Annotated in this window: 22 protein-coding genes and 1 pseudogene; 14 read left to right on the top strand and 9 right to left on the bottom strand. The window is 47.4% G+C overall.

The annotated features are described in order from the left end of the window. The 6 genes and pseudogenes from IQP38_RS18195 to IQP38_RS18170 form a co-directional block, all read left to right on the top strand. Positions 1 to 700 (top strand): ABC transporter permease (locus IQP38_RS18195; RefSeq protein WP_228010106.1); only part of this gene is annotated, 700 nt, incomplete at its 5' end. Between the two features lie 47 nt (positions 701 to 747). Beyond that, positions 748 to 1698: an ABC transporter substrate-binding protein gene (locus IQP38_RS18190; protein WP_054575241.1), complete on the top strand. Its 951-nt coding sequence runs from the start codon at positions 748 to 750 to the stop codon at positions 1696 to 1698. A 54-nt stretch (positions 1699 to 1752) separates the two neighbouring features. After that, entirely contained in the window at positions 1753 to 2421 is a 669-nt protein-coding gene (gene tenA / locus IQP38_RS18185) for a thiaminase II (RefSeq protein WP_054575242.1), read from the top strand. Positions 2422 to 2433: 12 nt separating this feature from the next. After that, the gene (gene thiM / locus IQP38_RS18180; RefSeq protein WP_005374295.1) at positions 2434 to 3225 is read left to right on the top strand and encodes a hydroxyethylthiazole kinase; all 792 of its coding nucleotides are present in this window, start codon (positions 2434 to 2436) and stop codon (positions 3223 to 3225) included. Between the two features lie 61 nt (positions 3226 to 3286). Then, positions 3287 to 3901: a thiamine phosphate synthase gene (gene thiE / locus IQP38_RS18175; RefSeq protein ID WP_193837837.1), complete on the top strand. Its 615-nt coding sequence runs from the start codon at positions 3287 to 3289 to the stop codon at positions 3899 to 3901. Positions 3902 to 4083: 182 nt separating this feature from the next. After that, positions 4084 to 4810: pseudogene (locus IQP38_RS18170) on the top strand (phosphatase PAP2 family protein). Between the two features lie 69 nt (positions 4811 to 4879). Here IQP38_RS18170 and IQP38_RS18165 read toward each other — a convergent pair. Together IQP38_RS18165 and IQP38_RS18160 are read right to left on the bottom strand one after the other, a co-directional pair. Beyond that, positions 4880 to 7327, bottom strand: a complete 2448-nt coding sequence (locus tag IQP38_RS18165; protein WP_193837836.1) for a trimethylamine-N-oxide reductase 2 — start codon at positions 7325 to 7327, stop codon at positions 4880 to 4882. A 22-nt stretch (positions 7328 to 7349) separates the two neighbouring features. Further along, complete coding sequence (locus tag IQP38_RS18160) at positions 7350 to 8444, bottom strand: NapC/NirT family cytochrome c (protein WP_017634357.1); 1095 nt, start codon at positions 8442 to 8444, stop codon at positions 7350 to 7352. 270 nt (positions 8445 to 8714) lie between these two features. Here IQP38_RS18160 and IQP38_RS18155 point away from each other — a divergent pair, with 270 nt between their 5' ends. From IQP38_RS18155 to IQP38_RS18135, 5 genes are all read left to right on the top strand, one after another. Then, a complete protein-coding gene (locus IQP38_RS18155) occupies positions 8715 to 9230 on the top strand; it encodes a GNAT family N-acetyltransferase (protein ID WP_025768771.1) in 516 nt (171 codons plus the stop codon). Between the two features lie 9 nt (positions 9231 to 9239). Beyond that, the gene (locus IQP38_RS18150; protein ID WP_193837835.1) at positions 9240 to 9971 is read left to right on the top strand and encodes a glucose 1-dehydrogenase; all 732 of its coding nucleotides are present in this window, start codon (positions 9240 to 9242) and stop codon (positions 9969 to 9971) included. A gap of 1 nt (position 9972) precedes the next feature. Continuing rightward, the gene (locus IQP38_RS18145) at positions 9973 to 10443 is read left to right on the top strand and encodes a GNAT family N-acetyltransferase (protein ID WP_033907192.1); all 471 of its coding nucleotides are present in this window, start codon (positions 9973 to 9975) and stop codon (positions 10441 to 10443) included. Between the two features lie 118 nt (positions 10444 to 10561). Next, complete coding sequence (locus IQP38_RS18140) at positions 10562 to 11029, top strand: HAD family hydrolase (RefSeq protein ID WP_193837834.1); 468 nt, start codon at positions 10562 to 10564, stop codon at positions 11027 to 11029. A gap of 33 nt (positions 11030 to 11062) precedes the next feature. After that, the gene (locus IQP38_RS18135; RefSeq protein WP_005374314.1) at positions 11063 to 11590 is read left to right on the top strand and encodes a GNAT family N-acetyltransferase; all 528 of its coding nucleotides are present in this window, start codon (positions 11063 to 11065) and stop codon (positions 11588 to 11590) included. A gap of 37 nt (positions 11591 to 11627) precedes the next feature. Here the strand turns inward: IQP38_RS18135 and IQP38_RS18130 are convergent, their stop codons facing one another. The 3 genes from IQP38_RS18130 to IQP38_RS18120 all read right to left on the bottom strand — a co-directional run bounded on the left by IQP38_RS18130 (position 11628) and on the right by IQP38_RS18120 (position 13626). Further along, entirely contained in the window at positions 11628 to 12218 is a 591-nt protein-coding gene (locus tag IQP38_RS18130; protein ID WP_228010105.1) for a type II secretion system protein, read from the bottom strand. Positions 12219 to 12372: 154 nt separating this feature from the next. Beyond that, positions 12373 to 12660 (bottom strand): hypothetical protein, encoded by a 288-nt coding sequence (locus IQP38_RS18125; RefSeq protein WP_005374318.1) that lies wholly within the window; start codon positions 12658 to 12660, stop codon positions 12373 to 12375. A gap of 66 nt (positions 12661 to 12726) precedes the next feature. After that, positions 12727 to 13626, bottom strand: coding sequence for a DMT family transporter (locus IQP38_RS18120; RefSeq protein WP_017634359.1), 900 nt, complete (start codon positions 13624 to 13626; stop codon positions 12727 to 12729). A 92-nt stretch (positions 13627 to 13718) separates the two neighbouring features. Here IQP38_RS18120 and IQP38_RS18115 point away from each other — a divergent pair, with 92 nt between their 5' ends. Then, entirely contained in the window at positions 13719 to 15155 is a 1437-nt protein-coding gene (locus tag IQP38_RS18115; protein WP_193837832.1) for a PLP-dependent aminotransferase family protein, read from the top strand. 95 nt (positions 15156 to 15250) lie between these two features. Here the strand turns inward: IQP38_RS18115 and IQP38_RS18110 are convergent, their stop codons facing one another. From IQP38_RS18110 to IQP38_RS18100, 3 genes are all read right to left on the bottom strand, one after another. After that, on the bottom strand, positions 15251 to 16387 hold the full coding sequence (locus tag IQP38_RS18110) for a glycerate kinase (RefSeq protein WP_054576490.1): 1137 nt from the start codon (positions 16385 to 16387) through the stop codon (positions 15251 to 15253). A 16-nt stretch (positions 16388 to 16403) separates the two neighbouring features. After that, entirely contained in the window at positions 16404 to 17756 is a 1353-nt protein-coding gene (locus IQP38_RS18105; protein ID WP_193837831.1) for a GntP family permease, read from the bottom strand. Between the two features lie 158 nt (positions 17757 to 17914). Next, complete coding sequence (locus IQP38_RS18100; RefSeq protein WP_193837830.1) at positions 17915 to 19057, bottom strand: sugar diacid recognition domain-containing protein; 1143 nt, start codon at positions 19055 to 19057, stop codon at positions 17915 to 17917. Positions 19058 to 19291: 234 nt separating this feature from the next. On the opposite strand from IQP38_RS18100, the gene IQP38_RS18095 reads away from it, so the two are divergent. Then, positions 19292 to 19465, top strand: coding sequence for a hypothetical protein (locus IQP38_RS18095; RefSeq protein ID WP_005374332.1), 174 nt, complete (start codon positions 19292 to 19294; stop codon positions 19463 to 19465). Positions 19466 to 19535: 70 nt separating this feature from the next. Here the strand turns inward: IQP38_RS18095 and IQP38_RS18090 are convergent, their stop codons facing one another. Further along, positions 19536 to 19898: a hypothetical protein gene (locus tag IQP38_RS18090; protein WP_054575251.1), complete on the bottom strand. Its 363-nt coding sequence runs from the start codon at positions 19896 to 19898 to the stop codon at positions 19536 to 19538. Between the two features lie 276 nt (positions 19899 to 20174). Here IQP38_RS18090 and IQP38_RS18085 point away from each other — a divergent pair, with 276 nt between their 5' ends. Then, positions 20175 to 22022, top strand: a complete 1848-nt coding sequence (locus IQP38_RS18085) for a M3 family metallopeptidase (protein ID WP_193837829.1) — start codon at positions 20175 to 20177, stop codon at positions 22020 to 22022. Positions 22023 to 22030: the final 8 nt, after the last annotated feature.

Raw genomic sequence — 22030 nt, 5'->3', positions numbered from 1 at the left:
CTTGGGATTGTGGCAGTTGGTTGTGGTGGTATTCGACATGCCAGGCTTCATCTTACCTTCACCAATTGAAGTGCTGGATAGATTGGTCACTCGTTACGATATCCTGCTCAAACATACTTGGGTTACTGCGCAAGAGATCTTACTTGGCTTGGCGCTTGGATTATCGATGGGTTTGCTGTTCGCATTGCAAATGCTGATGTTTGAGCCGCTGAAGCGTTGGTTACTGCCTATTCTGATTGCTAGCCAAGCGATCCCTGTGTTCGCCATCGCGCCAGTGCTCATGCTTTGGCTGGGTTACGGTATTGCATCGAAAGTCGTCATGGCAGCGATCATCATCTTTTTCCCCGTCACGACATGTTGCTATGACGGCTTACGCAATACACCAACAGGTTACCTCGATCTTGCCAAGACCATGGGCGCGTCGAAATGGCAGCTACTTCGTCATATTCAATTGCCAGCCGCGCTACCAACGTTAGCTTCAGGTATTCGTGTTGCCGTCGTTATTGCGCCAATTGGAGCAGTGGTCGGTGAGTGGGTAGGTTCAAGTGAAGGCTTGGGTTATCTGATGCTCCAAGCTAACGCTCGCATGATCATTGACGAGATGTTTGCGGCGCTGTTTATCCTCGCCGTGCTGTCTATCTCACTCTACTTCATCACCGATAAATTATTGAAAAAAGCCATCCCTTGGGAAAGCAAGTAATTACAGAAAATAACCAAAGAAAATTGGGAAAGAAAAGGAAGAACCCCGTGAATAAAAACAAACTTGTGAGCGCTGCTGCTCTACTCGCTTCAGTGGTATCAACCAACGTGCTTGCAGCTGAAAAAGAGATGACACTGATGTTGGATTGGTTCGTCAATCCAAACCATGGTCCTATCGTGATTGCCAAAGAGCGCGGTTACTTCAAAGAACAAGGTTTGAAGGTCAACATTCAAGAGCCTGCAGATCCAAGTACGCCACCTAAGTTGGTCGCTGCTGGCAAGGTCGACATGGCGATTTCTTACCAGCCAAGCCTAACTATCGATGTCGCGGCGGGTTTGCCATTAATCCGCTCTGCGACTTTGATTGCTACGCCACTCAACACGCTGATGGTGTTGGACAACGGTAAGAATGAAAACCTTGGCGACTTAAAAGGTAAGAAGATCGGTATTGCGATCGCAGGCAACGAAGAAGCAACAATCGGCACTATGTTAGCTCAAGAGAATGTGAAGTTTTCTGACGTACAAATCATCAACGTAGGTTGGGCGCTATCTTCGTCTCTTGCGTCTGGCAAGGTGGATGCGATTTGGGGTGGTCTACGTAACTTCGAAACCAACCAACTTGCACTAGAAGGTTATAAAGCTAAAGCCTTCTTCCCTGAAGAACACGGCGTGCCAGCGTATGACGAGTTAGTCTTCGTAGCCAATGCAAAAACCTACGACAAAGAAGCCATCAAGGCATTCAACAAAGCACTGGAGCAAGCGACCACTTACATCGTTAACCATCCAAAAGAATCTTGGAAAGAGTTTGTGGCTTATTCACCAGACACCCTCAACAACGAGCTTAACCAGCGCGCTTGGAATGACACACTAACTCGTTTCGCTCTTCGTCCATCTGCAGTAGATCTGAAACGCTACGATGATTATGCCGAGTTCATGTATTCACAAAACATCATCGAAACACTGCCAAAAGCGAAAGATTACGTACCGAGCTTTGACTAATTCTACTGGCCTTAGGATCTAAGCCTAGGGTCTTTTGATAACGAGATACCCATAATGAAATACCAAGATTTGATCGACGCTTGCCACCAAGATTGGCAAGAATACACTGAGCATGCTTTCGTGCAGCAATTGGCGCAAGGCACTCTGGCTCAGCCTTGTTTTCTACATTACCTAAAACAGGATTTTCTTTTCCTAAAACAGTACGCACGAGCTTACGCATTAGCGATCTACAAAGCGCGTACTTTGGATGACATGCGCCGTGCCCTACCAAGCGTACATGCATTGCTAGATTCTGAAATCGCCCACCACGTGACTTACTGTGAGCAATGGGGACTGACGGAATCCAACTTAGAAAACGAGCCAGAAGATTTCGGCACAGTAGCTTACACCCGTTATGTATTGGATGCTGGCATGACGGGCGATCTTGTTGATCTATACGCGGCACTAGCGCCATGCTCTATCGGTTATGCCGTTATCGGTAAGATGCTGATTGAAGATGAAAAGACAGTAATCGAAGGCAATCCATACGCAAGTTGGATTAATCTCTACGGTGGTGAGGAGTTCCAATCTGGTGTCGCAAAAGGTGCAGAACACTTTAACCAGTTATTGGCGGAAATCGACATCAATAGTCAGCGTGGTCAAAACCTGATTCAGGTATTCAAAACCGCAACGCGTATGGAAGTAGCATTCTGGCAACAAGGTCTGAACGCTCAGCAAGATTAATCGGAGAGTCTCATGTTAATTGAACAAATCACCCAAGCATTAACCGCAGTACGCCAGCAAAAGCCGTTAGTCGTCAACATCACTAACTACGTGGTGATGAATAACACAGCAAACGCACTATTAGCGATCGGCGCTTCTCCAATCATGGCGCACTCCAAACAAGAGATGGCAGAGATGATGTCGTTCGCTGGCGCACTGGTTATCAACATCGGTACCCTAGACAGCGTTTGGACACCGCGCATGAGCTATGCCGTAGAGCAAGCCAATGCCAACGGTAAAATCGTTGTACTCGACCCTGTCGGTTGCGGAGCAAGCTCACTACGTACCGAGACATCACGTGAGATCGCACGCCTTGCCGACAAGTTGATCATTCGTGGTAACGCCTCAGAAATCATCGGTCTCGCTGGCGAACAAGCACAAAGCAAAGGCGTCGATGCGTTAGACAGCAGCGACGCAGCACTTGGCGCAGCGAACTTCTTAGTTTCAGAGTATGGTGCAAGTGTGGTGATTTCTGGCGAGACTGATTACATCATCACGAAAGAGCAAACTGTGCAGCTAAACAACGGTCACGAGATGATGCCATACGTAACCGGAATGGGCTGCACACTAACGGCACTGACGGGTGCTTTCGCTGCTGTTGGTGATCACTCCGGACTTGCTGCCGCGGCGGTACTGGGCGTTGTGGGTGAAATTGCGGCTGAGCAAGCGCGAGGGCCAGGCAGTCTGCAAATGAACCTGTTGGATGAGCTTTACCAACTGGATGAAGAAACACTGGCAAAACGCCTAAAACTCCAAGTGAGTTAAGCTTTCTCTAACAAATACCGGCCTCTCACTCCCTGTAGATGAGAGGCCCAAAGGAAACAAAATGAACGCCTATCGTTTATATTTGGTCACCGATGACCAACAAGATTTAGCCACACTAAAGCGTGTTGTGAGAAAAGCCGTGCAAGGTGGCGTGACCATGGTACAAGTCCGCGAAAAACACGGCGATGTGCGTGCGTTTATCGAACGTGCTCAAGCCGTGAAAGACATCCTTAAAGATACCAATGTGCCTTTGATCATCAATGACCGCGTTGATGTTGCACTGGCAGTTGATGCCGATGGGGTTCACCTCGGGCAATCAGACATGCCCGCAACTATCGCTCGTGAGTTGATTGGACCAAACAAAATCCTCGGCTTATCAATTGAGACTGAAGATCAGCTGGCAGAGGCGGATTCTCTGCCCATTGATTACATCGGCTTGAGTGCCATCTTCGCTACGCCGACCAAAACCAACACCAAAAAACACTGGGGTATTGAAGGTTTGAAGATGGCGCTGAACACCACGCCCTTACCAATCGTCGCGATTGGTGGCATCAACGAAACCAACATTCCTGCCCTGAGTGCGACAGGTGTACATGGTTTGGCTTTGGTTTCTGCCATTTGTCATGCAGAAAACCCAACCAAAGCAGCAGAGTACTTACTTTCTCTGATGGATTAAGACCCCAACGCTTAAGGATGAGCGCCTTTACCCTCCGGATAAATGTCATCAATTCATCACTCAACCTTCATTCTCTCGTCAAATTGACAGAGCGTTGATAAGTTTTTCACGCCAGATAACGTAAGATAAGCCCCTTATTTTCACGTGGTTGAATAACCCTCAATAAAAACAAAACGCTCTCAATGAAAACCAAAAAATATGGATTGATGATGCTCGCCTTGTTTGTTCTTGGCATCATCCCAATGTCGCTGTTTGGCTCTTATCACAATCTCACTTCACAGGTGCCTGAAAGTCTGGGTATTACTTTTACTTTGCTCACAGATTCTGCTGGTAGCAAAGGTTTTTTAATTACGTTAACACTGCTACTGCTTTCTTTATTTCGCTTTAAACCAAGTCGCATTGAGTGGATACAAAAACTCTCAATGTTAGGGTTGTTACTGGTGATTGGTTTTGCCAGCAAAACGGGGCTAAAACTGATGACAGAAAGCCCGCGTCCCTACGCCGAACTGCTTGCTGCAGAGCAATTGATTGAGCACCCAGAAGCGTTTTATCAGTTGGATACAAAGCAGCAAGCCAACGTAATTAACCAGATTTCTGAACACGTCAGTGATTGGCGAACGCGCCATTGGCAAGGCGAGAAAGACTATTCTTTCCCATCCGGCCATACGATTTTCGTTTCGATTTGTTTGGCTTTCTTTGGTGGTTTGTTCTTACAGAACAAGTGCTATATCTCTGCACTGTCATTGTGGATGTGGGGAATGAGCGTCGCATATAGCCGCTTATGGCTGGGCATGCATCGCCCTGAAGATTTAATAGGCTCGGTCTTGTTTGTCGCGATTGTATTTACTTTTACTCCCGACATTTCAGATTAAGAAACAGATGCCGTTTGTTTCTCTCGCTTCGCGCTAATGTGAACGATGACTAGATAAAAAGAAGCCAGCGATTCGCTGGCTTCTTGCTTTCAATCGCTACTTTTTTCTAGCCATTTCTTGGTGGTTCAAACGCTGTTAGTTCTAATTCTGGGCCAGTGTATTTTTCAATACGAACCAGTGCCGAGTTCGCCGCACAGCCGTTTGCAAGTCGAGAGGTCGGAATATCCAACGTTAACACGTTACAACCGCCGTTCTTACAAATGCCGGTTTTAGGATCCAGATCCGGCCAGCCGCCTTCATGAATACACACTGAACCTTGCTTGATTCGGTCAGTCACTTCTGCACCAACCAATACTTGGCCACGGTTGTTAAACGCACGAACTAAATCGCCCGTTTTAATACCACGCGCTTTCGCATCTTCAGGGTGAATCCAAATAGGTTCACGGTTTGCAATTGCGTACTCTTCGCGAATCTTCGCGTAGTTAAACTGGCTGTGTAGACGATGCGCTGCGTGCGCGGTCATTAGCTGCAACTCGCCGTCTTTTGCATTGCCAGTGTACTCGGTTGGTGCCATCCACGTTGGGTGTGGAGGACAGTCTTCCAACTGATAACCTTCAATGGTTTTCGAGAAGATTTCGATCTTACCACTTGGTGTACCGAGTGGATTCATGATCGGGTCTTCACGGAAATCTGCGTAACGAACAAACTGTGCGTTCTTCTCGTTCCACTTCATCTCGATCAGTTGGTTATCTTCCCAGAACTTGCTGAAGTTCGGCATTGCTACGCGAGAGCCACGGCCACCTTGTTGCGCCGCCTTGTAGAAGCCGTACAGCCATTCCATTTCAGTTTTGCCTTCGGTGTATACGTCACGGCCACCCGGAGCTAGCATCTCTGCCATGTCCGCGAATACATCGAAATCATTACGCGCTTCACCTTGCGGCTCAACCACTTGCTTCATTGGCACCAAGTGTTGGTTACTGTAGTCACCCGTCATCGTTAAGTCGTTACGCTCGAACGATGTGGTGATTGGCAGAACGATGTCCGCATGCTTCGCAGCCGCCGTCCAGTATGGTTCAGAGATAACGATAAGCTCTGGCTTTTGCCACGCTTTAATCAAACGGTTGGTGTCTTGGTGGTGAGTAAAGTTCGCACCACCGGCCCACCAAATCATCTTGATGTCCGGGAACGTCAGTTCATGACCGTTATGATGGTAGGATTGACCTGGGTTTTCCAACGCCTCGACAATACGCGCCACAGGGAAGCTTTGCACCGCGCCAGACACCGCCCAGTCGTTCCCCGCAGAAGAGCCGCCACCCAGCGATGCCGAAATCGCAGGAAGTACTCCAGCGTCACGAGCAGGGTTACCACCGTTTGAGTAGTGGTAAGAGAAACCAAAACCACCGCCCGGTAAACCGATTTGACCCAACATCGTTGCCAGTGTAACCAGCATCCAGTGACGCTGCTCACCGTATTGTTGGCGCTGCATGCCCCAACCCGCCATCAGCATGGTGCGGTTTTTACTGAAGATGTCAGCCAGTAGCTCAAGTTGCTTCGCAGGTACGCCACAGATTTGTGATGCCCATTCTGCTGATTTTTCTACGCCGTCTTCTTCGCCCATCAGGTACGCTTCAAACTTGTCGTAACCTGCGGTGTATTTATCGAGGAAGGCTTTATCGTGCTTACCTTGTTTCACCAAGGTGTGTGCGATACCCATCATCATTGCCACGTCGGTCATTGGGTGAGGAGCAATCCACTCCGCATTCTCGCCAAAGAACTCGATGGTTTCAGAACGAATTGGGTCAATCGCAATAACCGTCTTGCCTGATTTTTTCAATTGATGGAAGAATTCAAGACCAGCACAGTCTGTTGAGCTCCACGCGATTTTTAGAGTGTTGATTGGGTTTAAGCCCCAAAGCACAACCACATCGCTGTGCTCTAATACCACTGGGTACGTGGTTTGTTGCTCGTACACTTCGATAGAGCCCACAACGTGCGGCATGATGATCTGCGCAGCACCCGTTGAGTAGTCACCCAAGTGGCCTGAATAGCCACCCGCCATGCTCATGTAACGTTGCAGCAAGGTTTGTGCTTTGTGCAGCACGCCACTTGAACGCCAGCCGTAAGAGCCTGCAAACACAGAAGCCGGGCCATATTCTTTGCGAATTCGCATGTGCTGTTCGTGGATCAGCTTGTAAGCCTCATCCCAAGACACACGCACAAACTCATCACTACCGCGCACACCTTCTGGCGACGATGGGTTTGCCAAGTAGCCTTTACGTACCATTGGGTACTTCACACGCGCCTTGGTATGCACTTGGTCAGGCCCAGTAGTTTGTAGACTATTTGGTACAGTTTGTGGAAGAGCATTAGTAGTCGAAACCAACTTACCGTCTTGCACTTCACACAGCATTGGGCCCATGCGGCCCGCCGTTAGAATGCCTTTGCCGCGAGCATTAGAAGAAGCAACAGACATAGGTGCAAATGAAGTGAATGCCATTGCACCAGCCGCCATACCAGTGCCTTTTAGAAATCCGCGACGGGTCATATTAGTCATAATCTTATCCTTCTATTTATCGTTAGTGACCAACCACATCTTTCGCGTGGTGCTGGAAGAACTTGGTTAGAATTTCTAGGTTCTCGGCTGAAATATCAGTTCGATCACCCATACTTTTCGCTACCGGTCCCCATGCATTCACTGTGAAGTGATTTGAAGGAATTTTCGCGTGACAAGTTGCACAGTAAACGTTGTCCAACTCTTCTGCGTATGACCATACGGGTTCAAGCGTGTCTACAACTGGAGAATCAATAGCACCTGTTAGAGAAACCGCGCGCCATTCGTTGCCGTAAACATCTGCCTCAAATTCACCAGTTTCAAGCGCTTGTTGGCCTTGCTCTGTTAGCGTTGCTACGATGGCACGTTGACCTTCTCCCATGTAAAGCACTTGCTCTGCGCCTTTCATTTGGAATGCGTTCAACTTAACAGTGCGGTTGTCGCCTTCAGAGCTGATTACTTCCAACTTCGTCGTTGGGTTAATTTTACCCATCTCACCCATTGCGATTTCAGTCACAGGGTAAACGACTTTGGCACCAGGTGATGTTTTTGTGGTGAAGCTCATCAACGTTTCAAATGCCTTGCTGTCTAGCTCTGCTTCTGGTGCAAAGTGCGCCACACCTTTATGACAATCGATACACGTTTGATCGTTTGCTTTCGCGTAAGCGTGCATCTTCGCCGCATCACGTGATTGCTCAAACTCTTCCATTGCATCGAAATCATGACACGAACGACACGTCGCTGAATCATTTTCACGGAACTGAGCCCATACCGTTTCAGCCATATCTTTACGATGTGCTTCATATTTCTCTGGCGTGTCGATCTTACCTGTCACAAATTCATGGTAGATGTCTTTCGACGCGCGAATTTTGGTGATCAGGTAATCCATTGGTTCTTGAGGAATATGACAGTCAGAACATTCCGCGCGAATGCCTTTCGCATTACTGAAGTGCACTGAGCCTTGGTACTCTTTGTAAGGGGTTTCCATAGAGTGGCACGAGAGACAAAATTCAGTATCTGAGGTGTAATGCATTACTGCCGCACTCCCCCCCAAAGTTAACCAGCCCACACCAATGCCGGCAGCAACCAGCAGTGCAACATATCGTTTTTTTATTGACATAATTAGCAACACTTCCAAATAAAATGTAATTATAGGTCGCAAATTACTACTTTATGGGTAGTCCTCTCTTGATCCACATCATTTCCGTGTTGCTCTGTATGCCTCAAGTATGAAATTTTGTTATTTACATCTCAAAGATGAATATATGACAATAATCCATTACCTAGCCAACTATTCACCACATAAATCACTTTTATGAATGCAACTATTTGATTAAACAGATAAGAGGATGAGAGACTGAATCTCCACATTGATGCAGTAAGGACACGCATGTCAGTTTATATCGAGACGCACAGAAGCCAATTAAGACCCATCAAAGCCAGTGACTGGGAACTCTTTCAACGATTACTCTCCGAACAAGAGGTTATTGCGCTCTGTTTCGATCGTCCCAGCGAAACAGAAATAAGAGAAAAATTTGCTTCGCGATTATTACCATGGACCCCAAATAGCCAGCATTGGCTTTGCCTTGTAATACTCGATAAGCAATCTGAACAACCCATCGGCATCACTGGCTTTGCTATTGAAAACGGTAAGGCAGAGGTAGGTTACTTACTTTTGCCGGAATTTCATGGCCAACAGTTTGGAACAGAAACTCTTCAAGCGCTTCTATACTGGGCAACCTCGACACATAACATCAACCACTTTTCCGCGACGGTCACTGAAGGCAATATTGCGTCAGAACGTGTCCTGATAAAATGTGGTTTCGAACTCATTGAGGTCATTCCAGACGCATACCAAATTGGTGGCAAACCCTACGCCGATAAAATCTACTCACTACAAAAATAAGGACGTATTTTGAATAAAGTAGTCATCATTACCGGCGCAAGCCGAGGCATTGGAGCCGCAACGGCGAAAAAGCTGGCCGAGCAAGGCTATCGCGTTTGCGTTAATTACCGCACTCAGCAAGAGGCCGCCGACCAAGTTGTGGCAGAAATACAAGCAAACGGTGGCAAAGCGATTGCCATCGCCGCAGACGTAGCCGATGAGAAGCAAGTGCTCTCCTTGTTTGATGAAACAGAACGTGAATTTGGTGCAGTGACGCACTTGGTCAACAACGTTGGCATCCTATTTACTCAATCGCCTTTGTCAGAAATCAGCTTGGAACGCTTTCAGAAAGTAATGAACACCAATGTGAATAGCTGTTTTCTCTGCTGTCGAGAAGCGGCGAAGCGATTCAGTGCAGGCGGTGCAATTGTGAATGTCTCCTCTGGAGCGTCGCGCTCAGGCGCGCCATTTGAGTATGTCGATTACGCCACATCAAAAGGCGCGATGGATACCTTAACTAAAGGGCTCTCGCTAGAGTTGGCAGAGCGCAATATTCGCGTCAATGGCGTTCGACCTGGTTTCATTTACACTGATATGCATGCCGACGGCGGAGAACCAAACCGAGTAGATAGACTCAGCCCTCAAATTCCTCTTAAACGCGGTGGCACGGTAGAAGAAGTGGCAAATGCGATCGCTTGGCTATTAAGTGACGAAGCCTCTTATGTCACAGGATCATTTATCGATATTGCAGGGGGCAGATAGAATGCAAGTCCATATCCGACAAGCGATTCCCGATGATTTAGACGAAATTTTTCAGCTTAATTTTCAAATTAATTCACTGCATTTTGCAAATGCGCCAGAAGCCTTTGTTGCGCCTTCAGAAGCTGACCGCGAATTTCTTGCACAAGCACTAGAGAACAAAGAGCGACTCTTTTTGATTGCCGAACGCGAACAGCAAATTCTCGGCTTCTTAACCGCGATGATCACCCAAAACGACACCGTCAGTTTTCTGATCAAAGACCCAATTTGTCGCGTGGGAACAATTGTTGTCGATGAAGCGCAAAAGCAGCAAGGAATCGGCCGCCAACTGCTCCAAACCTGTGAGCAATGGGCGCGCGATGCCAATGCCACACAAGTTCGATTGGAAGTGATGGAATTCAATCAGCCAGCACAGCGCTTTTACGATAATCAAGGTTTTAAAACTAACTCACGCATTATGCTGAAACATTTGTAACGATAACGACAATTAAGCGCTTTTCACGACTAAACCCACCTAAATCGTATTTATCGATGCAATTTACCCCCTAATTTTAGAAAAAGACGATATGATGTGCGGATAAGGAGATTCGAACATGATTTATCTTTTCGATTGGGGGAACACCTTGATGGTAGATTTCCCTGAGGCACAAGGAAAAATGTGCGATTGGGAACACGTAGAAGCAGTTCCTCAAGCCAGAGAAACACTGGCAATACTTTCCCAAAATCATCCCATCTACATTGCGACCAGTGCATCTGATTCCAACATGGAAGAGGTTCAGCGTGCATTTGTTCGCGTCGACTTAGACCAATACTTAAATGGCTATTTTTGTTTTGCCAACCTCGGCATCGCTAAAAACCAACCTGAGTTTTATCTCGCCATCACAAAACAGTTAGGGGTTAACGTGAGTGGAATAACCATGGTTGGCGATTTACCTCACAAAGATATTTACCCTGCGATGAAAGCGGGCGTAAACACAATTTGGTTTAACCCAACGGGCGCTGATGCACCAGCCGAAGCCATTCCTAACCAAATTCGTTGTTTATCTGAGCTTATCCCCTAACCGTTACTAACCTGCACTAATCAAGGAAGATGAATGCAAATCAGATCCATCAAGGTGAGCGATATCGCGCGCTTCACCGCGCTGTGGAATCGAGTGTACTCCGAAGGGGAATTTTTGATTTCTCCTGCACCCGATAACGCAACGCTTCGCAGAATCCTGCAACGTGTGGAAAACGAGTCCATCCCTCAGTTTGTCGCGTTTGACCGCCAAAAACTTATCGGTAGTGTTGAAATCTACCCAGCTGAGATGTGCGGTTACGAAAGAGGGCAACGCCTTCGCGTCGGTATTCTTGGTATTCACATCGACAAAAACTACCGAGGCAAAGGATTGGGGCGGAAACTATTGGCAGTCGCGATCGCACGTGGTTGGGAATTTGGTTACGACCAAATCGCACTCTACGTATACACAACCAACACACCAGCGATTGCTTTGTATGAACGGTTTGGATTTGAACATCAGGGGGAACTTGGGGAAGTGACCTTGCCAAATGGTAAAGTCTTGATGAGTCAAAAAATGGTATTGTATAAAGCGCAAAGCCCTTCGAAAAACCCCGATTTGTAGAGTCACGATAACCGTTGTTCGCAACACTTATTCGGGATTAACACCCTTGCGTCACATGCCCTCGAACAATTGAATCGTTAGAGGCTTGATTCACGTAGTAGAAATAGCATGCTTCTTCTGCCAGTGTGTAACCTTGCGGCCAAATGTACACCACGCGATCAACACCCGATTTATCTAAGAACTGATAATCAGGAATAGCGACAAAATGAGCACTGTTTGGGTGCTGCTGACCGATGATGCAAAAATCACTGCCTTTGCACGGCACGTCAATTTTCGAATAACCTCTGGCTGGTAGATCGATTTCTAACAAAGCTCGAATACTATCGGCACTCGCTTCTGGCATGCCTTTGCGTGTTTTGACATGTCGGCCAATGTAGTGAACGTGCTCTTGGCTGTAAGCGTTATCAATCACTGATTGAGCATGAAAGAATTTGAGAGCCGTACCCAAAGAAGACTGAGAACTGTGCAGCATCGCAGCGTATGCTTGGCGATGAATATCGAGTAATACTGGTAAAGCAGCTAATGCGATGAAAGCCAAAGTGGTAAGCACTATGGTGATTTCCATCAGCGTAAATCCCTTTGATTTCACGTTTCTTATCTCAACTAGCCCAAGACAATAGCCCCACATCCATGTGAGACCGAGCCAATATATCGCCAATTTCTTACGATTAAAGGCTTAAGGGGTAAGAAGAGACAAACACCACTCAAACTTGAGAACAGCAGCCAAAGAGCAGTGTAACAAAACGACGCTATGTGTCAGATATTAGACGGTTTTTTACTCTCTAGTTACTGAGTAAAGGCACATTATTTCGCACCAGACCACGACGAACATTCGTGCACATTTTGCCAAAACGACGAATCTCATCGAACTGCGGAACAATGCCGCGCTCCATGGCTGACTCCCAATAAGTGACTTCTGAATCGACCATTTCCAACAATTTCTTCGGACAGCCAATGCACTGCCCTTCTGGTCCACATACAAACGTTTCTGGTTCATAAATTGGTAGTTCCGCTTTTACTTGCTCGATGATGCTACGCATGGCGGTCATTCGATCTGGCTTTACCTTCATCATTCTGCTCCACGGATTAAGATGAAGCAGATTGTACCCACTGGTACGAAAATGTCCCTACCCAATTTAGGTATATTCTGTTTGAATCGATTTCTTTATCGTCAGATCCGGCTTTTTAACCACCAAATACACCGCCGTAGCTGCCAGTACGAAACCAGAAATCCCCATCCAATCAAATGACTCTCCAAACGCGAGCCAAGCCTGAATCGCCGTCGTTGGCGGCACCAGGTAGAATACAGAAGCTACGCTCGATGCAGCACCGTTCTTAACCATGTACAACAGCAGTAGAATAGCTACACAAGAGAGCACGACGACCAACCACAACACAGTCAAAATAAACTCCAGTTCCCACTGCACTTGCATGGTTTCAAACTGCATCGCAACGGGCAGAAACATGACGAGAGCGGCCAAATATTGCACCGTCGCACCACCCACCATATCCACTTGTTGGCAATGTTTTTTCTGATAAAGCGTCCCTAGCGTGATACCAACCAAAGCCAACAAACACAAACCAATGGCCAACACTTTATGCTGCTCGGATTGCCACTCCATTTTGCCCATCAACACCATAGCGATACCGACAAAACCAAGAGCCAAACCCAACCATTGCGAGGGTTTAAATTCCTCACGAACAAACGCCACCAGCAAAGCCGCGGTTAAAATCGGTTGAATACCCACCAGCAACGAACTCAACCCAGCAGGCATACCCAAGGCGATAGCGAAATAAGTACCGCCCAGATAGAAACCGTGGATCAACGCACCAACTACACAGCTGTGCCAAAAATCTTTTCCTGTCGGCAACCTTCTACGCAATACCGCCACAAGAACCAAAAACAATAAGACATTGAATGCCATACGGATAGAAAGTAGTGTCGCTGGCTCGGCATATTGCAAACCAAAACGCGCACCAACGAATCCAGAAGCCCAAAGGATGACAAATACAAAAGGGATGGCTCGGATTAACATGATCGCCTCACTCACGCTTGTTTTATGTTTTGAGATACTGCTAATGTAATTAGGTACAGTGTTTTCAAAAAGTGACAGATGGAAGTGTTTTTATGGGTACAGATTTATTGGGAAGCGGTGAAGGGAATAAGTACCTCGTGGTGGAAAAACACCTCAAACAAGCCATCAATGGTGGCGTTTATCAGGCGGATGATCGACTGCCCTCCATTCGCTCGTTGAGCCAAGAATTAAACGTCAGTAAAAATACCGTGATTCGTGCGTATCAAGAGCTGGAAGCACAAAACTTGGTTTACTCGGTTCCCAAATCGGGTTATCGAGTTAAAGTCGCCTTGCCGACCTCTCGCTCAATTCCGGATCCGACTCGCGTGGATTTGCTCTCGATCTGCAAAGAAATCCTCACGTACCCTGAATACCAAGAGCGTTTGCCTACCGGTTCTGCCCACCCAAACATTGACTCCCCCGCGATCAAAAGCTTGTACGCCGAGATCGGCCGCCACAGCCGCCAGCAAACGCATGTACCGAGCCATTACCAATTACCACCCGGTGATCACCTCTTAATCAAACAACTAGCGAAAATCACACAAGATTTGGGCACGCCAGCCAAGTTGGATGAGATCATGGTGACGCACGGCGCGCAACAAGCCATTAGCCTAGCGCTGCGCGCAACGACACAAAAAGGCGATATCGTCGCGGTGGAGTCCCCTTGCTATTTTGGCAACTTATTGATGCTAGAATCACTCGGCCTCAAAGTGGTGGAAATTCCGAGTTGCCCACGCGACGGTATGTGCCCCGAAGCCTTAGCAAAAGCAATGGCGACATGGGACATAAAAGCGATAATCGTAACGCCAAACTTCACCAACCCTACTGGTGCCATGATGCCGCTAGAAAAGCGCCAGCGATTGCTCTTGGCATCTGGCAATATTCCTATTATCGAAGACGATGTGTTTGGCGGGTTAAGCTATGACAAGCCGTTACCAAGCTTGAGATTGCTCGATGACAAGCAACGCGTAATTTACGTGAATTCGTTATCCAAAACGCTCGATTCGCGTTTGAGAATTGGTTGGATGTTGGCGGGGCGATATCGAGATCAGATTGAGCAATATCTACTGTGTGAGAACATGGGCAGTTTGAACCTGATGCAATCCGCCGTGGCAACGTTTCTAACGTCAGGCAAGTATCGAACGCATACTGCGCGAATGGGTCGGGTTTATCAAAACAACATGCGCCGATTTATCCAGATGCTTCATCAATACTTGGATGAATACGAACCTCTAAAAAATCGATACCAGATCAACGCCGTGCAAGGTTCGTTCTTGCTTTGGTTGCGACTGCCCGAAGACACGGACAGCTATGCGTTGTATCAAGCATGCAATAAGCACAGAATCAGCCTACTTCCCGGCACCGTATTTGGCACTCAAGGGCAATATCGGCATTGCGTACGCCTCAGCGTGGCAAACTTTGGTCATGAAACCGATTGGGGTCACGCGATGCAAACACTGGCAAAATTGATAGCAAAGCATGCCTGTTAACTCGCTCTTACTAAATGAACTTATGCCGACACACGCAAACAGGTAACAACAAAAAACTCCACGCAAAGGTGGAGTTTTTCATATCGTCATCGCTTTCAGTGCGACTTAATTTGCCACATTCTCGCGACGTTTTCGGCTAAATTGGCAACGTTGACGTCGGCCTCTTTCATGGCCTCAGGTAAGCTCATCGCCCTTGGTACACAAGCAAACACCGCATCAATGCCGCACTCATAAACCGCCTGATAGTTGTCGCCCACACAGCCTGCTAATGCAATGACTGGTAAATTACACTGCTTGGCGACCTGAGCAACGCCCATCGGCGTTTTGCCATGTGCGGTTTGATGATCGATTCGACCCTCGCCTGTAAATACGATATCCGCATCCGCAACATGCTGAGCAAGTTTGACCGTTTCAAGCACAATCTCAATTCCCGGTTGCAAACGTGCTGGCGTGTACCCGAGCAAGGCCGCGCCCATACCACCAGCAGCACCCGCCCCTTCACGAGTCAGTACATGCTTACCCGTCGCTTGTTCCGTCAACTCGCCAAACTTGCGCAATGCGTTATCGAGCAGAGTGACGTCTGATACGGTCGCTCCCTTTTGAGGGCCAAAGATAGCCGACGCGCCTTTGTCACCACAGAGTGGGTTATCAACATCGCACGCTACCAACATTTCGCAAGTTGCTAAACGAGGGTCAAGACCAGAAATATCGATGGACGCAAGCGCCGCTAACCCGCCTCCATTTGGGGTAATTGCATGACCAGATTCATCAAGAAACGCCACCCCCAACGCGGTCAACATGCCCACGCCACCATCATTGGTAGCGCTGCCGCCCAAACCAATGATTAAGCGTTGAATACCTCTATCTAGCGCGTGTTTGATCAGCTGTCCAGTACCAATGCTGCTGGTCAGTTTTGGGTCGCGAGCATCACTCGGCACAAGGTGCAGACCACTGGCCTCCGCCATTTCAATAACCGCGGTTTCGCCGTCGCCGAGGATGCCATAAAACGCTTCAACATCATTCCCTAATGGCGCGGTCACCGTTGTGAAGACTTGTTCGCCTTGAGTTGCATCTATCAAAGATTGAACCGTGCCTTCGCCACCGTCTGCGACCGGAACCGTAACAAACTCAGCATCATGCCATACGCGAGCAAGACCTGTTTTGATCGCCTCGCTCACTTGTTTGGCGGTTAAGCTTTCTTTAAATGAATCAGGTGCAATTACCACTTTCATACGTATTTCCAGAGACTTATAAGAGAACGAGGCTCAAAATGTACACCAATGCCATTGCCGTGACACCTTGAACGAGCGTAGCCATGGTTTGCGCGCGGTACGCTAGGCCCACCGACATTCGACTAAACTGCGAAACTACCCAGAAGAAACTGTCGTTTGCATGAGAAACCGTCATCGCACCTGCACCGATCGCCATCACCGTTAATACGCGGCCCATTTCTGAATCGAGCCCCAATTGCGTGAGCATAGGCGCAACCAAAGCCGATGTGGTCACCAATGCAACCGTTGATGATCCTTGCGCCGACTTTAGCGCAGCCGCAACGATAAATGGCATGAAAATACCCACACCCAGCGCCGATAGCGTTGTACCTAAGTATTCACCTAGCGGCGTGGCTTTTAATACCGCGCCAAATGCGCCACCCGCACCGGTAATCAAAAGAATAGGCGCAGCAGCCGTAATACCTTGGCTGATTCGCTCGCCAAATTCTTCAATCTTGTTGTCTGATTTGAGTAGGCGAACAGAAAGGAACAGGCCAATCACTAATGCCGTTAGTGGCTGTCCTAAGAAAGTCAGAACATCAAACACAAAACCTTCGCCCAGCGGTAGGCTTGGGAATTTCGCGATAGAGCCAAAACAGATCAATAAGATAGGAACAAAAATAGGAGCGAATGCTTGGTTCGCCGTTGGCAATTTGCCGTAAGACGCTTTGAGTGCTTGCCAGTCTTGCTGAATTTCTTCTACGGCTTCAATGCCATCTGGTTCAACATGTTGGAATCGGTTCGCCCACAACATACCCGCTAACGCCGCAACCGCTGCAACAAACACACCCACACCAATCACTAAACCAAGGTTAGATTCCAGGCCTAAGTTACCCGCAGCGGCAATCGGGCCAGGAGTTGGCGGCACAAACGTGTGCGTTGCGTATAAGCCAGTTGCCAACGCCACACTCATCGCAACGCTTGAGGTTTTTAAACGCTTCGCGAGTGATTCTTTGAGCGAGTTCAGAATGACAAAGCCTGAATCACAAAATACCGGAACAGAAACGATGTAACCTATGATGCTCATAGTCAATGTTGGGAAACGCTCACCCAACACTTTGATGACCGTATCGGCCATGGTGATCGCCGCACCACTTTTTTCCAAAATAACACCGATGATGGTACCTAAAACGATAACCAAACCAATGTAACCAAGGATGCCGCCAAAGCCAGAAGCAATGGTTTTGGCAATGCTATCTGCCGGTAAGCCGTAAGCAAATGCCGCAAGGAACGCCGCGATGATCAGCGCTAAAAAGGGATGTAATTTGAATTTGGTGGTCGTGAGCACAATAAATGCGATCACCCCAAGCAGGATTAATATAAGGTTCATGATAACTCCATTTATTCTTATTTTGCTGAGCGAGTCCGTGTTGGCTCACTCAACATGTAGGGACGCATGAATTATTAATCGTTTGCTTTCGAATTCCTTTAGGCGGAGTGACAAATGATGTGGTCAAAAAATAACGCGTATTGTGCAAATGCACAACATCACGACATTTTTGAGAGCCGAGTCGCAATATAAAGCTCCGCTAACCCCACAAAATTGGTGGTTGGTAGCCCTGTTATCTCGGTGATTTTCTCTAACCGATAGCGCAGAGTGTTCCGGTGAATAAACAGCATTTTAGAGCATTCTGTTACATTGCCATTGCATTCAAACAGTGCATCTAGGGTTTTCAGTAATTGCCCAGATTTGTCTTTCTCTTTCAACCGTTTCACACCATCAATAATTTGTTCACCTTGCCAAATATCCGCCAACGGCGCTAACAAAACAGGCAAACGAAGTTCATCGAACAGGTACTTACGTTTCTCTGGGTAGAACTGCTTGCCAATAGCTAATACCTGCTTCGCACTTTGGTATGACAACGCGACATCTTTAGGCTCATTAAACAGCTGCCCTAGCGCAATGTGAAACGTATGCGAATCGTGATCGCTTAAACGCGACATCAACTTATCAATGCGCTCACTTTCAACTTGGCTATCCCACTGCTTGGCGGAATGACACGGTTTCAACACCACAATTTCATTCACTGAGACAATCGCAACTAGGTTGTTACGCTCTGGGTATTCAAGCAGCTCAACAATATTGCGCACACTCTTCATGCTTTTCGAGGCCGACGGCGTCGAGACTTCAATCACCGTTGCCACCCGTGGTTGAGTAACATCGATAGAAAGACGCATCGCCCAATCTTTCAGCTCTTCATCGGTCAATTTGCCATTGATCCAAGCCAGAATAAACTCTTCACGATGACGTCTGTCCCACTGAAATTTTTCCACCAGCGCAGCTTGCTCGATTGTTAGTTCAGCGGTCATTTTAACCAGTTTTGCAAAATCTCGGATTTTCTCCGGCTCTCCTGTGACGCCAACAATACCGACCACGTCGCCATGTAATTTCAACAACATATTGATACCGGGTTTGACACCCTGCAACGTCAAACATTGCTGCTCATTAAGCTCTAGCGAATCGCCATGATTCAGCGCCAGTACCGCGCCATCATGCACTTGCCCAACACGTTTAGAGTCGCCACTGCCAATGATTATACCTGCCGAGTTCATCACATTCACATTGTGACCAATGATGGACATGGTTCGATCAACAATTTGTTGTGCTAAAGCGTGGTCGAGAATCACCATTTCGAGTTTCCAAATTGACCGTTTAATCACTCAATAAATCACAAATGGCAAACTATCGCGATGCTGCGGCTCTAAATAACGGAAGCAGCTCAAAGCATTATCCAATTACCCACACTTAAAAAGAGTATTAAACCTTCATTTTTAGCAGAGGGTTATATACTTAGAACAAAGGTTACCAATGCATTCTTCACTGTGCATTGATGCCACTCGTCTACCTACAGAGGAGAGATCAACATGGAGTTACGGAATAAATCGGGGGAAGTTGCAAATATTGCTGATAACCTCACTTTGAAGGAAATCACAGAAATGGGCTACACCGTAGATTTATGCGATGAAGCATTTGCTCCTGGAGAGCATTGGAAAGCGGAAGGTAAAACGCAAGGTATGGGCGAGTATCCAGAGGAGTAAACGTCCTGACGAGCCAGCGCACAAAAGCGTTCCACAAACAGAAAAACCGAGCGACTTAACGCTCGGTTTTTTACTTTTGAACTTCTTGAATAAACAAGCTCATCTCTTCTAGATAATTGCCGTTTGAGCATCCCCAGTCGGTGACCTCAATCAACTCAGTAACTAACTGTCCAGACTCATCATCTTGCACTCTCTGCACAAACGCTTCAAAATGTTCCAGTTGCGCCTGACTCTTAACGCCATGCACGGCATATTCTACAAGCAAGCCGTTGTACGTCTGCCAGCGCTGATCGCCCGCAACATCATTGCTTAAAATCACAGAACACTTTTGTTGAATGCTTTCAACCGCATCATTTCTTGGTGGCGCGACTGTGGAACATCCAACTAAAATCGTACCTACCGCCAATAACGTAACTTTTGTCTTATTTATCATATCGTTTCCAACTGTATCGCCACGATATGGAAATCTTATTACACCTGATAAGGATCATCGATAGCGCACCGCAGATTAATTACTTAATAAACTGTAAACTCCATACCAGTCTTAACACTGCAAGCTCATAACTCCTATTAACTCACCCAAATGTAAACAAATAGTAAAATCACCTTTACGCGATGCAAAATCGACAAATGAGATTAGCGTTCCTTTCTCGCGACCAAGCGTGCAATAATCAACTGTCTACATAACGAAACCATTTGAAGGATCAAAATGACCGCAACGGATTACCTCAACGACCTCAATCAACGTTACCTTGCGATTCACCGCACCAAAGAAGATTTCTTTTGGGAAACTTACATGGGGATCAGCGATGACCATGATGGCTCGACGCAAGCACAAACGGCATGGACAAGCTTTTTAAGCAACGCCGAGCAAATTACTGACATCAAACAACAGATTGAAGCCGCGGACTCAATTACCGACCCACAAGAGAAACAACAAACCATTACGGGTCTATCTGGTTGGCTGGCGATGTTTGAATCTCACGCTATCGAGGGCGAAAAAGCACAAGCGTTGAAAAATCAGCTCATTGCCTTTGAAGCTGAGCTCTTCGAGAAAAAACAGAACCACGTACAAACATTTACCGATGAGAACGGCGAGCAAGTAGAAGGTTCACTTCCAGTATTAAGCTCAACCATTCGCACCAGCAATCATGAAGAAGTTCGCCAATCGGCTCATCAAGCGTTGCTGAACCTTGAACAATGGCTACTGCAAAACGGCTTTATTGAACTGATCAAACTGCGCAACCAGTTCGCTCGCTCACTGGGTTATGCGACTTTCTTTGATTACTCCGTGCAAAAAACGGAAAACATGAGCACTGAGCAGCTATTCGAGATTTTGGAAGATTTCGAACAACGCACGCGAGATGCGCACCTCAACAGCTTAGAAAACTTGGCGAAAGAGAAAGGCGCAAGCGCACTCACCGGCTTCAACTTTGTTTACTCGTTCGCGGGTGACGTCATGCGTGACCTTGACCCATACGTGCCGTTCTCTAAATCTCTGAGACGCTGGGTAGAATCGTTTGGTCGTCTGAATATTGATTACTCTGGCGCGACGCTAACGCTGGATTTGTTAGACCGCAAAGGTAAGTACCCGAACGGGTTCTGCCACGGCCCTATCCCTTCATTCTACAATCAAGGCGAATGGGTCGCAGCACAGGTGAACTTCACCAGCAATGCCAAACCAGACCAAGTGGGCAGCGGCTACGATGGCATAAACACGCTGTTCCACGAAGGTGGTCACGCAGCACACTTTGCGAACGTAAAAATGAACGCGCCTTGTTTTTCGCAGGAGTTTGCGCCGACGTCGATGGCTTATGCAGAAACTCAGTCGATGTTCTGTGACAGCCTGTTAACCGATGCCGATTGGCTAAAACAGTACGCACTGGATGATGAAGGGAATTCGGTTCCTAATGAGATCATTCAAGCGATGATCAACAGTCGTCAGCCATTCAAAGCTTATGAAGAACGTAGCATCTTGGTTGTGCCATATTTTGAGCGCGCGTTGTATCAATTGAGCGATGACGAGTTAACGCCAGAGCGCATCACTAAGCTCGCTCGCGATTGTGAAAAACAGATCCTTGGTTTGGAATGCAGCCCTCGCCCACTGATGGCGATTCCACATTTGCTATCCGACGAAGCAGCTTGTGCGTATCAAGGTTATCTACTCGCGCACATGGCGGTGTATCAGACCCGTGCATACTTCCTTGAGAAGTTTGGTTACCTGACGGATAACCCAGAAATTGGCCCACTGCTGGCAAAACACTACTGGCACGCAGGCAATCACTTGTCGCACAACGAAACCATTGTCAGCCTGACTGGCGAAGGCTTCAATGCCAAATACCTTGCAGACGTGTGTAACCTGTCGCCAGAACAGGCATGGGAAGTGCAGCAGAAGAAAATCGACTCACTTGCGACGCGAGAGCGAGCATCAGTCGCTTCACTGAACGCCGCGATTAAAGTCGTCGACGGCAGTAAAGAGCTGGCAAGCAACACCATCTCTGACGAACAAATGTGTGACGATTTTGAACGTTACATCGTAGAGACTTACGGTCGATAACACGCAGA

Source organism: Vibrio sp. OPT41 (assembly GCF_015163595.1).
Taxonomy (GTDB): Bacteria; Pseudomonadota; Gammaproteobacteria; order Enterobacterales; family Vibrionaceae; genus Vibrio; species Vibrio alginolyticus.
This window is presented reverse-complemented; position numbering and strand designations above follow the sequence as displayed.